General features: G+C 37.7%; 8 protein-coding genes. 7 read left to right on the top strand and 1 reads right to left on the bottom strand.

The genetic code is table 11. From position 1 onward, the window contains the following. Nucleotides 1–256 precede the first annotated feature (256 nt). Nucleotides 257–796 (bottom strand): RNA polymerase sigma factor, encoded by a 540-nt coding sequence (locus LVD51_RS07230; protein WP_236970539.1) that lies wholly within the window; start codon nt 794–796, stop codon nt 257–259. 219 nt (nt 797–1015) lie between these two features. Here LVD51_RS07230 and LVD51_RS07225 point away from each other — a divergent pair, with 219 nt between their 5' ends. The 7 genes from LVD51_RS07225 (at nt 1016) to LVD51_RS07195 (ending at nt 13453) form a co-directional block, all read left to right on the top strand. Continuing rightward, a complete protein-coding gene (locus tag LVD51_RS07225) occupies nt 1016–1933 on the top strand; it encodes a FecR family protein (protein WP_236970538.1) in 918 nt (305 codons plus the stop codon). Between the two features lie 26 nt (nt 1934–1959). Continuing rightward, complete coding sequence (locus LVD51_RS07220; RefSeq protein WP_236970537.1) at nt 1960–5346, top strand: SusC/RagA family TonB-linked outer membrane protein; 3387 nt, start codon at nt 1960–1962, stop codon at nt 5344–5346. A gap of 22 nt (nt 5347–5368) precedes the next feature. After that, entirely contained in the window at nt 5369–6874 is a 1506-nt protein-coding gene (locus tag LVD51_RS07215; protein WP_236970536.1) for a RagB/SusD family nutrient uptake outer membrane protein, read from the top strand. A gap of 10 nt (nt 6875–6884) precedes the next feature. After that, entirely contained in the window at nt 6885–8363 is a 1479-nt protein-coding gene (locus LVD51_RS07210; protein WP_236970535.1) for a sulfatase, read from the top strand. 186 nt (nt 8364–8549) lie between these two features. Beyond that, the gene (locus LVD51_RS07205; RefSeq protein ID WP_236970534.1) at nt 8550–9917 is read left to right on the top strand and encodes a sulfatase-like hydrolase/transferase; all 1368 of its coding nucleotides are present in this window, start codon (nt 8550–8552) and stop codon (nt 9915–9917) included. Nucleotides 9918–10013: 96 nt separating this feature from the next. After that, nucleotides 10014–11498, top strand: a complete 1485-nt coding sequence (locus tag LVD51_RS07200; RefSeq protein ID WP_236970533.1) for a sulfatase — start codon at nt 10014–10016, stop codon at nt 11496–11498. A gap of 368 nt (nt 11499–11866) precedes the next feature. Then, entirely contained in the window at nt 11867–13453 is a 1587-nt protein-coding gene (locus LVD51_RS07195) for a sulfatase family protein (RefSeq protein ID WP_236970532.1), read from the top strand. Nucleotides 13454–13455: the final 2 nt, after the last annotated feature.

The following is a 13455-nucleotide window of genomic DNA, read 5'->3' as shown; positions in this document are numbered from 1 at the left end:
TTAAGTATTGCTGTAATAACTAATTAATTTTTGTCATTTTTAATGTAGTATTGTCACGACATGGAGGTCTTGACTTCTCTCGCCCAATGTTCTAAATGAACATTGGATATTCCATATTTTACTCGTTCACTTCGTAGACCTAATACCGGTTTTCGATGCTTGTATTTTCATCGTTCATACGAAGGGATTTCTCAAAGGGACTAGCCTATTCCTACATGAATATAGAAATGTCGGTAATACTGAGGGTTTGAGATTATTAAAGTAGAAAGGAGAGAAAAATAAGAATGGCTGGGTATAGTTTATTCTCCAGAATATGAGCTCTTATTTTTTTTAGGGCAGAGACCATATGGTTTTTAACGGTAGATTTCGAAAGGTGGAGTTGTTCTGCGATCTCGTTGTAGGTGTATCCATCCTTGCGATTGAGAGAAAATATAATTTTTTGTTGGTCGGTTAATATTTGATTGATTTCGTTGAGCAGAATTTTTTTGTCGTGTTGTAAAAAAGGAAACTCCTGTATCGTCCTTTCTTTTTCCATATTGTTCCAAAATTCTTCTTGAACCCTTTTGTCAACAGCGGCCTTACGCCAGTAATCGATAACCATATTTCTAGCTATAATGAAGAGGTAGGAGGCAGGTTGGTCTAACTTGTCGATATCGGTATTTGAGGCTAATATTTTAATAAAGATATCTTGTAAAACATCTTCTGCTAGAGCGGAACACTTAAGGTTGGATCTTAAATAATCATAGAGTTCTTTTCTATGTTGAATAAATAATATTTCTAGTTTGTTTTGTTTCATTTTAAATGAAATAGCACTGGTTTTGTTTTAGTATATTTTGGTGTAGTGAACGAATATAGTGTAAAATAATAAATGATGGGTATAATTATTTGAAAAGTTAGTCAGAGAAATAGGGGAACTGAATTTTTTTAAAAAAAATCAACTTTGATTAGACCTATGATATTAAAATTTCGTCCTTGATGGTGAAGTCGGCTTAATAGACGGATAAATATTATTGAAGTGAAAGATAAATTGGATTTTTCGGAGTTGTATAATAAGTTAAAAAGCAATAATTTAACTCAAGCTGAGTATCAAGAATTTTTAAAGTACATAGAGGATGTTAATCATTCTGATGAAGTTAAGTCTTTGTTGGACAATGAAGCATTGACTTATTATCAAAAATCTAAGAATGTTCCCAAATCTAGGTTTGGAGTTAAATGGATGATGAGGGCAGCAGCCATACTGCTGATATTTTTAGCTGGTAGTTTCGTATTCAATTATTTTGGGTCAGATAATACAGTATTGTATGTGACAGGAAACGGGGAGACTATGGAAGTCTATTTGCCGGACAGTAGTCGGGTGGCTTTAAATGCCAATACGAGATTAGAGTGGCGAGGAGATCTAGCTGGCAATACTAGACTGGTGGAATTAGAAGGAGAGGCTTATTTTGATATTGTTCATACCTATGATGATCGATCATTTGTCGTACAGACAGAATCGTCAAAAATAACCGTATTGGGTACCTCTTTCAATGTGAATAGTCGAATAACAGAAGATAAGATTTATTTATCTGAAGGATCGATACAGTTGGAACCATCATCACCGTCAAAGGAAGAAGTGGTAATGATGCGGCCAGGTCAGGCAGCCATTGTGAATCCGAGTTCTGCCAAGATTGAAGTGATGGAGTCTGTGGAGATTCAGAATGAGGTAGCATGGAAGGATGGACTGCTTCGGTTTTCGGGATTGCCGTTATCCATTATTATACAGCGGATGGAGGAAATCTATGGGAAGGAAATACGGGTGAGTAATCCTTCAGTATTGGATATGGAAATGGAATTTACTCTGCCTTATGGCAATTGGGAGGTGACGAGCACGGCTTTTGCATTGGCAGCAGATTTAGAAATAATACAACACAAGGATTTTGTTGAGTTAAGATAATTTTTCGAATATAAATAGAATACATTATGGAAATAGGATTACTTCAAAGAGTGTCCATATGGCGGATACTCCTATGTTTAGTATTAAGTACAATGCTGCTTGATAATAGTTATGGAAAAAAGATCGATTATTCATCCCAAGAGATAGAACTTGCGGATGCCTTACAAAAATTGACGGAAAAATACGATGTGTATTTTACCTATGACAAGTCATTGGTGCGGGATGTCACAGTGAATTATTCCGATCAAGGGAATACGGTAGAGGAAGATCTAAATTACTTACTTAAGGGGACAGAATTACAGTTTAAGATTTTTGAAGATCGTTTTGTTATTATCTATAGGTTGGATAAAGAAGGGATGTCTTCATTGCGTTCTATGGTTGAGCACTTCAGTGATATCTTAGAGAAGGATGACAACCGATCAAATTTCAAGCCGACAAAAAGTATTCCCATTCGTGAAGCATGGAAGCCCAAACAACGTGAGTTGACGGGATTGGCTTTGTCGGTGTCGGGAACGGTCAAGGATCAACAAGGAGAGGTGCTTATCGGTGTAAATGTGCTTGTGAAAGGTACTACTAATGGGACATCGACCGATTTTGATGGACGATATACATTGGAAAACGTCAATGAAAATGCTACACTAGTATTCTCCTATATCGGATATCAAACCATAGAAATACCGGTCGATGGTCGAAGAGAAGTTGAAGTTACCATGATTTCGGACTCTGAATTATTGGAGGAAGTAGTAGTTGTCGGTTATGGAACGGTGAAAAAAAGTGATTTGACAGGTTCTGTCTCAAGTGTAAAAGATTCGGAATTGAATTTATTTCCTACTACCAGTGCAATACACGCTTTGCAAGGTAAAACAGCAGGTGTAATGGTTCAATCTACGAATGGAGAGCCAGGGGGAAGTTTTAAGATTCGAGTTCGGGGTTCTACCTCAATTAACGCCAGCAGTAATCCTCTTTTTGTGGTGGATGGATTTGTCGGAGGAGTGTTGCCACCTACTGAAGATATAGCCTCAATGGAGATCTTGAAGGATGCTTCGGCTACGGCTATTTATGGTTCGAGAGGAGCCAATGGAGTGGTTATGGTTACTACAAAATCAGGCGCAGAAGGTAGGGCAAGATTTAATTATAATACATATTATTCAGCGCAACGAGAAATTGATCGATTAGAATTGTTAGGAGCTCAAGATTTTGCAGAATATATCAACGAGGCTCGTAATTCAGATTTTTACGATTTAGATAATATTCAAACTAATACGGATTGGCAAGACCTTATATTTAGACCAGGATATGCACAAAATCATCAGTTGTCTATGTCTGGAGGAAGCGAGAAAGTAAAATATTATGTGTCTGGAGTTTATTTTGATCAAAAAGGAGTGATAAATAATTCAGATTACGATAGACTTTCATTGCTGACCAATATTAGTTTTCAGGCAACGAATAGAATAAATATTAAATTAAATTCCACCATCAGAGGAACTAATAAAGATGGGATTCCAACCCAAACAGGTGGTATTGCAAATAACTCTGGTGTGGTTTCAGCGGCGCAAAGATTTGATCCAAATCAGGGCATATTAGATGAAGATGGAACCTATACAAAGAGTAGGGTAGGAATTGCGGCCTTTGAAAATCCTATGGCAATATTGGATGGTAGAACTGAGGAAAATGTTCAAGATGAATTTCAGACTAATCTTCAAGCTACTGTCGATGTTTTTGAAAATCTTACCTTTAACTCCTCCTATGGTTTAAAGGTTGTTAATTCAAGAAATGGAGTGTATAATAGTCGAATTACCAATTTGGGAGAGGGTAATCTTGGTCAAGGAAATTTGGGTTATACCAAAAACAAAAATTTTATTACCGAACAGTATTTCTTGTTTACGCCAGATCTAGGTAGTCATTCAAGATTAAGTCTAACCACAGGTTTCTCCTTTCAGCAATTTAATTCTGAATCCTTGAATGCAAGTAATACAGGGTTTTTGTCAGATGCATTAGGGTTTTGGAATTTGGCCGCTGGAGTAAATTTACTTCCCCCGAGTTCCAATTATACCGAATCGGCAATAGTTTCTGGTTATGGGAGAGCTAATTATAGCATTCTCGATAAATATATATTTACATTCACAGGGAGGTATGATGGAGCATCTCAATTTAGTGAGGGTAATAAATGGTCATTTTTCCCTTCAGGAGCATTTTCGTGGAATATAAGTAAGGAAGGTTTCTTTCCCCAAAATAAATTGCTGACCAATTTAAGATTGAGAACGAGTTATGGATTGACTGGGAACCAGGCGATTTCTTCCTATCAATCCCTGTCCAAACTGTCTACTACTTATTTCGTATACAACAATGGTTCGGTTAGTTCGGTTAGACCTACTGCTATAGCAAACAAGGATTTAACTTGGGAGACTACAGAGCAGGTTAATTTTGGATTGGACGGAGAGTTGTTCGAAGGAAGGTTGAATTTTGTAATGGAATATTATTATAAGAAAACTAGAGATTTGCTCTTTAATGTTCCTATTCCAATATTTTCTGGGTATCAAAACCGTCTAGAGAACATTGGTGCTTTAGAGAATAAGGGGTTTGAATTCCAGCTGGGTTACAAGATATTTACTGAAGGATTTAAGTGGGATGCTACTTTTAATATTTCTCAGAATAAGAATAAAGTATTGAAATTGCCTAGTGGTAATGATATTATATTTACGGCTGCGCCAAGTGCACCCGCAAGTGTGCCCAACTCCATATTGCGTGAAGGTTATCCTGTAGGGTCATTTTATGGTTTTGTATTTGAAGGATTATATCAAGAAGGCGATGATTTTATACCAGGCGGTGGATTTGAAACTTCGCCAGGAGGTGAAAAATTTGCCGATTTAAATAACGATGGTGTTCTCAATTCTGATGATAGAAAAATTATTGGTGACCCCAATCCTGATTTTGTTTGGGGGTTAAATAATGAAATGTCCTATAAAGGGTTTAGCTTAAATCTCTTTTTTCAAGCATATGTAGGAGGAGATATGTTAAATATTGTGAGAATGGAACTGGATCGATTAAGTGGAAATTCAAATGCTACTATAAGGGCATTGGATCGATGGACTCCTAGTAATACTGATACAGATGTGCCTAAAGCAACATCGGATAGAGCGGCAAGAACATCGACTCGATTTGTGGAAGATGGGACATATATCCGACTTAAGAATATTTCTTTTGGATATAATTTGCCTAAAAATGCACTAGAAAAATTGAAGTTGAATTCAGCAAGAATTTATTTGAGTGGTCAAAACGTAATCACCTTTACCGATTATTCAGGCGTTGATCCGGAGGTGGCTTTTAGATCAAGCAATACCAATTTAGGTTTAGACTTTGGTAGTTATCCCAATATAAAATCTTTAACAATAGGCTTGAATCTAGGTTTTTAATAACCATTAAAAAATGAAAATCATGAAAATATTATCATATAAAATTTTAAGTATAGCATTGATATTGTCTATGTTCAATTGCAATGCATTAGAAGAAGATCCCAAGGGATTGTTGGCGCCAGAAGGTTTTTTTAAATCAGCCGCCGATGTAGAAGCAGCCATTAATGGAGCTTATGCTGAATGGGTGACTACACAGGTTGAAAAGTCATATCTTTTATCGGTTATGTTGAGGAGCGACATGGTGGAAATAGGTGATAGAAATACCAGTAGCGATAGAATAGCCATCAACGATTTTAGTATGGATGCATCTAATACTTTGGTAAGAGAAGGTTGGATTCGAATGTTTCAGTCTATTTCTGCTGCCAATACAGCCATTAAAGGCGCAAGGGCAATAGATGCTAGTGAGGATGTGAAAAACAATTTAGAGGCAAAGGCAAGGTTTATTCGAGGCTTTACATATTTTCATTTGGTTAGATATTTTGGGCCTGTACCTTTAATTTTGGAACCTATTGACAATTCGGAGGCGTTGAATTCATTTACAAGGTCTAGTGAAGAAGAGGTTTATGCGGAAATCATTAATGATTTAAAATTTGCCAAGGAGCATTTAAATGACACGAATCCAAATTCAACTAGAAATATTGGTACAAAGGGAAGTGCAAGTACTGTTTTACTCGATGTTTATTTAACCTTAAACCAATTTGAAGATGCGGTAAAAGAAGGTCAAGAGATTATCAGTAATGCATCTTCTTATGATTTTGCTCTTGTCGCAAATTACCAAGATTTATTTAATGCCAATTTGGCGGGCAGTTTAAAGGAACCTATATTGACCATTGATCTTAAGAATGATTTGAATTCAGGGAGTTATAACCAAACAGATGGAATGATTAATCTTACTAGGGTCAGAGATTATGCACCGCGAAGTTTATCAGTGGCAGTACCTTCAGAAAAAGTGTATCATGAATGGGATTCGAGAGATTATAGAAAGAAGGTTAGTTTTGAAGATTCTGTTAGCATAAATGGTGTTCAGACCTCTTTGTTTAATACTGGATTCCGAGTACCTAGACCGCATATTGCCAAGTATTTTAGATTTCCAGGCCCTCAGGAAGCTGGAGATGATCGTGCAAGTGACCATCATTACAGTTTGTATCGATATGCCGATGTATTGTTGATGACGGCAGAAGCCATCAACGAATCAGTGGGCCCAACAGATCAAGCATTAGAACTGATTAATTTAGTTCGCAAAAGAGCTAGATTTAATGGAGAGTTTGAGTCAACATTTCCAGAGGACGTAGAAGCGGGCATATCTCAAACGGAGTTGAGGGACATTATCCGAAATGAAAGACGATATGAGTTTGCTTTTGAATTCAAAAGATGGTTTGATATAAAAAGGTGGAATATTTTGGAGTCAACTTTTACATCAGAAGAGTCATTAGAGCACCATGAAGTTGATCCTTCAAGGGATTATTATTTTCCTATACCTCAGACAGAGATAGACGCGACTAATTTTGCACAAAATTATGGGTATTAAAAAAGTAGAAATGATATCAAAATATTATTTATTAAGAGCTAAGTTGTCTGTTGTTATATCATCCGTTGTATTGCTCTTGTCATCATTTCAACTTTTGGCTCAAACAGACAAACCCAATATTGTCTTTATTGCTGTCGATGATCTCAATGATTGGATTGGACCACTTCGCGGACATCCTAATGTGTCCACTCCCAATATAGATCGATTGGCGGCTAAGTCTATTTTGTTTTCCAATGCTCATTGTCAGGCTCCATTATGTGGTCCTTCGAGGGCTTCAATTATGACGGGATTGAGGCCTTCAACTACAGGGATATATGGAATGGTAGGGGATGATGAGATTGTGATAGATAACTCTCCGACCAGTGATATTGTATTTTTGCCTGAATATTTTAAAAATAATGGTTACCATACCATGGGCATCGGTAAGTTATTTCATTCTCATGCGCCTAAAAATATGTTTGACGAATCGGGCGGAAGGGCAAAGGGTTTTGGTCCTAAGCCAGAAAATAGGTTTGTTTGGGAAGGTGATGCAGGTCCATCTTATGGTAGAACAAGTACTGATTGGGGAGCTTTTCCTGAAAGTGATCATTTGATGCCGGATTATAAATCTACTCAATGGGCAATCGAGCGTTTGGGTAAAGATTATGATCAGCCTTTTTTCTTGGCAGTAGGTTTTTTAAGGCCACATGTGCCTTGGTATGTGCCAGAGAAATGGTTGAATTCGTTTGATCCCGATTTACTGACTTTGCCACCCTATAAATTAGATGATTTGGATGATGTTCCTCCTATAGCATTGGAAATTAACGATCTGCCGATGATGCCTACTACGAAATGGGCCGTAGAGAGTGGTGAATATAAGAATATTGTGCAAGCTTATTTGGCTTGTGTAAAATTTGTAGATGATCAAGTTGGACAAATCCTAGATGCGATTGAAAGTAGCAGATATAGTGACAATACTATTATCGTATTGTGGTCTGACCATGGATATCGGTTGGGAGAAAAAGGTAGTTTTGCTAAGCATTGTCTTTGGGAAGAAGCTACCAAAGTGCCTTTGATTATCTATTCCCCCAAACATCAGAGTAGGGTAGTCGATGACGCCGTTGAACTATTGTCTTTATATCCTACTTTAGTCGACTTGGCTGAATTGCCGAAAAATGAAAGCAATGAAGGATTGAGTCTAATTCCATTAATGGATGGGCGATCTCTGGATGGTCATCGCTATGCGATAACTACATTTGGAAAGAATAATCATGCCGTAAGGAGTAAAGATTTTAGATATATAGTGTACGAAGATGGTAGTGAAGAATTGTACGACCACAGGATTGATCCCAATGAATGGGTGAATGAAATTGAGAATGAAAATTACAAATACGTATTGGAGGAATTGAGACAGCAAATTCCGACGGTCAATGCCAATTGGCATAAAAATTCTAGCTATGATTTTCAACCTTATTTTAAGGATCAAAAAAAGAGGTTTCCTTCAAACTAGTCAATCATGTGGGTTAATCTTCGATTCTTTTGAATTATTCAAGGTTGAGCATGGATAGATATAAAAAATGAAATAAATCGCTGTGTTAATAGCATCGTTGACTCAGCAAATAATTCTAATTATTTGCTGAGTCATATTAATATTGTATACTATTGGTTATTTTGAGCCATTAACTTTGTATTTATTATGAAACGATATTTTATTCTTTTTTTATTGATAATTCAATTGATGGCTGAGGGGTATGCTCAATCCTCAGAAAATCCCAATGTTTTATTGATTCTCGCAGATGATTTGGGGTCAATAGATTTAAATTGCTACGGAGCATTGGACCTAGCCACCCCTAATTTGGATCGACTTGCCCAGAGGGGAGTGCGATTTACACAGTTTTATGCGGGGGCGCCAGTTTGCTCGCCTTCAAGAGCTTCTTTGTTGACGGGTAAGACGAATTTGTCGGCTGGAATGCCGGGGAATGTACCCGTGCCTGCATATGATCCTGAGCATAAAGCGGGATTGCCTTCGTCACAAGTGACCATAGCCGAAATGCTAAAGGAAAATGACTATCGCACCGCTTTAATAGGAAAATGGCATTTGGGACATAGTTTGGAGAAATTGCCCAATGGCCAGGGCTTTGATTATTTTTTTGGCCATCAAAGTGGCTGTATCGACAACTATTCTCATTTTTTCTACTGGAGTGGACCGAATAAACATGACCTGTATCGAAATAATGAAGAAGTACATTATCCAGGTAGGTTTTTTCTGGATTTAATGGTGGATGAAATCGAAGACATCGTCGATCAATCTTCGGCTGATCCGTTTTTTATTTACTGGGCTATTAATGTTCCGCATTATCCCTATCAAGGCAGTGAGAAGTGGTTGGAATACTACAAAGATTTGCCTACCCCTCGAAGGGAATATGCCGCATTTGTGTCCACTATGGATGAGGGAATTGGAAAGGTGTTGGATAAATTGGAATCTGCGGGAATAGATGAAAATACTTTGGTGATTTTTCAATCCGATCACGGACATTCCTATGAGGAGAGAGCATTCTTTGGGGGAGGAAATTCAGGACCTTATCGAGGGGGTAAATTTAGTATGTTCGAAGGTGGTCTGCGAGTACCGGCTATTATCTCTTGGCCCAATGTTATTCCTCAAAATGAAGTGCGCAGTCAATTGACTACCAGCATGGATTGGTTGCCCACCATAGCACATTATACCGACTCTGAAATAATAGATAAGGATATCGATGGAAAAAATATGGTTTCCATTATTAATAATCCGAATGCGAAAACCAAGCACGAAGTGGTTCATTGGCAGAAAGGTGAGGCGAGTGATCTCAAAAGCGGTTGGGCAGTTCGAAAGGGGGATTGGAAATTATTGGGACATCCTTTTGATTCCTCGGTTAATAAAAAATTATTAGATTCAGATACCTTGTTTTTGGTTAATCTTATCGATGATATAGGAGAAAGACAAAATTTAAGAAAGAAATATCCGGAAAAGGTAGATGAATTATTGAAAGAGCACCAACGTTGGTTGGCAACCATAGAAAATCAATAGCAGGGTCTTGGAATATTCAATGGGTAGATTATTTATATGGAATATTTTAATGTTGTGTAGATATGATTAAATTTAGGATTTAATCGCAAATGAATTATGGTCCGATATATTGTTTTTGTTATAATATTGCTCCAGTTTAAGATTTCAGTAGGTGCTCAGTCTAGTAAACCCAATGTGGTGTTCATAGCCATCGATGATCTCAACGATTGGATAGGAGTGCTCAATGGTCATCCTCAGGTGTTGACGCCCAATATGGATCGATTGGCCAAAAGCGGTACTTTGTTTACCAATGCACACACCCAATCTCCATTGTGCAATCCTTCTCGAACCAGCGTGTTGACCAGTATTCGACCTTCAAATTCTGGTATATACGGATTGGCACCTAGATATCGAGATACTGAAAAAACAAAGAATGTCGTTTCTCTGCCGCAGTATTTTGCCAATGCAGGATATAAGACCATATCCACTGGGAAAATTCTCCATGGAGGAATAACGGCAAAAGAGAGAAAGACAGAATTTCAAGAATGGGGGCCAGATGGTGGTTTTGGTCCTGTGCCCAAGGAGAAAATTGTAAATATTCCCTTGGATATGGTGGATCACCCATTGTTGGACTGGGGGGTATTTCCTCTCGATAACAAAGATTCACTATTGTCAGATTACAAAACAGCCACTTGGGCAGTAAATAAGATAGATGAATTAGCCAAAGAGCAGAATCAACCTTTTTTCCTAGCCGTTGGTTTTCATCGACCCCATGTACCCTTGTTGGTTACTCAACGTTGGTTTGACCTTTATCCCTTGGAAGAAGTAATTCTACCACCTGCTCCACCTCAAGATCGAAACGATATTCCCGATTTTGCATGGTATTTACACTGGTTTTTACCAGAACCAAGACTTTCATGGTTAGAAGCCAATCACCAATGGCGCAACAAGGTCAGAGCCTATTTGGCCTCAGTTAGTTTTGTGGATGCTCAAGTGGGACGGGTCTTAGATGCCATCGAAGCAGGTAAATTATCCGACAATACTATTATTGTGTTGTGGTCAGATCACGGATATCATTTGGGCGAAAAAAGTATTACCGGAAAAAACACCCTCTGGGAGCGGTCTACTCATGTGCCTTTGATATTTTCTGGGCCCGGTGTTCCTGCGAATCAAGTGTGTGGCGAAGCCGTTGAACTTTTGGATATATATCCGTCCTTGCTAGATCTTGCTGATTTAACTCCCAATGAACAGGTTGAAGGAATCTCTCTATTGTCCCTTATTCAAAATCCAAACTCGAAGAGGGATCGGCCCGCTATTACTACCCATAATCCAGGCAATCACAGTGTGAAAACGGAGGAGTGGCGATATATCAGATATAGTAATGGCGATGAGGAATTGTACAATGTGATAGAGGATCCCAATGAATGGTATAATTTAGCTGAGGATAGAGAGTATTTTTCGATTATTCATAGGTTAAAAAAGTATTTGCCCGAGACGAGTGAAGTTTTGGCACCAGGTAGTAAACATAGAGTGTTGGAAAAAAGAGGGCTGGATTGGTATTGGGAGAATAAGCGAATCGTGTTTGATGAATTGATTAGATAAATACTATTTAATGGCTTCGGATCTTAAGTTTGGTTAAAAACTATTTGATTTTATTATATAATGTAAGAGAGACAATTTAGTTGGAAGGCTCTTTTTGTGAAAAGAAGATTTATGGGTTATAAATGAGTGGTTAATATTGTATAACTACAATTGGATTAAATTCCATTTATTTATCTTGTCTAAATCATATACTGAAATTATTATTTTGTGTTGTTGATTCAATGAAAATGTCTGGTTTTATCTAGGCTTAGCTATTAATATAATAGAAGATATTGTGTTTGATATTTAATACTTGTCAATCGGATTATTACTTTTATCTTCGTTTATAATATTTATTTTTTATTTGAGATTGCTATTAAATTTTAACTATGAATAAGATTGCCATTTATTATTATATCCTGTTTTGTGCTGTTTTGTTGGCTAGTTGTGCCGATGAAGAACCAGTACAAGACGAAACTCCTCCGAATATTTTATTTGTTATGAGTGACGATCACGCTTTCCAGGCCATTTCAGCCTATGGTCAAAACCTAAATCATACTCCCAATATCGATAGAATAGCCAAAGAGGGGGCAATTTTTACCCGAGCAACGGTGACCAATTCCATTTGCGCTCCAAGTAGAGCGGTTATGTTGACCGGAAAACACAGCTTTATCAATGGCAAGGTTGATAATGTACAGCCTTTCGATTGGGAACAAGACAATTTTCCTAAATTGCTACAAGCCAATGGCTATCAAACGGCTTTGGTGGGTAAAATTCACTTAGATGGATTACCTACAGGATTCGACCACTCTATGGTGCTTAAAGGCCAAGGACATTATTATAATCCAGATTTTCAAGTTAATGGTGAAATGCAAAGATTTGAAGGCTATGTAACTGATCTCACTACAGAGTTTGCTCTAGATTGGCTGGATAACAAAAGAGATAAATCTAAGCCTTTTTGTTTGTTGTATCATCAAAAGGCACCCCATAGAAATTGGAAGCCCAGTCCGCGTTATTTGACCTTGTTTGACGATACTACCTTTACCCCACCAGCCAATTATTTTGACGATTATACCAATCGAGGAACTGCAGCAAAAGAGCAGGAAATGAAGATTGATGGTCATGCGGGATGGGGCCATGATTTCAAAATGGTAATCGATCCCGATGGCAATCCCACTGGGTTTGATAAAGAATTGGCTCGATTGAATGATGTTCAACGAGCGGAATGGGAAGCGGCATATAATCCTAAAAACGATGCCATGAAAGCAGCCAAATTATCGGGAAAGGATTTGGCGATATGGAAATACAATCGATATATCAAGGATTATTTACGTACCATTCAATCCGTTGATGATGGAGTAGGGGATGTATTGGATTATCTAGATGCCAATGGCTTGGCTGAAAATACGATTGTAGTTTACACTTCGGATCAAGGCTTTTATCTCGGTGAGCACGGTTGGTTTGACAAGAGATTTATGTATGAAGAATCGTTTAGAACCCCATTGTTGATAAGATATCCCAAAGAAATTAAACCTGGTACAAAAATTGATAAACTCGTCCAAAACCTCGATTTTGCACCGACATTTTTAGATTATGCGGGAATTGAAGTTCCTCAAGATATGCAGGGTAAATCCTTCCGCAAGTTGATGAAGGGAGAAGACGATACTTGGAGGGATGCGGTGTATTATACATATTACGAATATCCTTCTGTCCATATGGTTAAGCGACACTATGGTGTGTCTACAGAGCGGTATAAATTAATGCATTTTTACTATGATATCGATGAGTGGGAAATGTATGATTTGGAAAAAGATCCCAGTGAAATGAATAATATTTATGGCGATCCCGCCTATGCTGATGTTCAAGCTATGATGCATGAGAGATTGAAGGAATTGCGGATGGAATATGGGGACAGTGATGAAAACGATGAAAAATTTTTAAAGGCATATTTAGATCATCGAAATGGGAAGAAGTAATT

This window comes from Membranihabitans marinus, assembly GCF_021729155.1.
In the GTDB taxonomy this organism is placed as follows: Bacteria; Bacteroidota; Bacteroidia; order Chitinophagales; family Saprospiraceae; genus Membranihabitans; species Membranihabitans marinus.
The sequence above is the reverse complement of the archived record's forward strand: the minus strand, read 5'-3'. Positions and strand labels throughout refer to the sequence as shown.

Coding starts and splice junctions, on each gene's coding strand:
- LVD51_RS07230 (WP_236970539.1), bottom strand. CDS start 796: ATGAAACAAAACAAACTAGAAATATTATTTATTCAACATAGAAAAGAA.
- LVD51_RS07220 (WP_236970537.1), top strand. CDS start 1,960: ATGGAAATAGGATTACTTCAAAGAGTGTCCATATGGCGGATACTCCTA.
- LVD51_RS07215 (WP_236970536.1), top strand. CDS start 5,369: ATGAAAATATTATCATATAAAATTTTAAGTATAGCATTGATATTGTCT.
- LVD51_RS07210 (WP_236970535.1), top strand. CDS start 6,885: ATGATATCAAAATATTATTTATTAAGAGCTAAGTTGTCTGTTGTTATA.
- LVD51_RS07205 (WP_236970534.1), top strand. CDS start 8,550: ATGAAACGATATTTTATTCTTTTTTTATTGATAATTCAATTGATGGCT.
- LVD51_RS07200 (WP_236970533.1), top strand. CDS start 10,014: ATGGTCCGATATATTGTTTTTGTTATAATATTGCTCCAGTTTAAGATT.
- LVD51_RS07195 (WP_236970532.1), top strand. CDS start 11,867: ATGAATAAGATTGCCATTTATTATTATATCCTGTTTTGTGCTGTTTTG.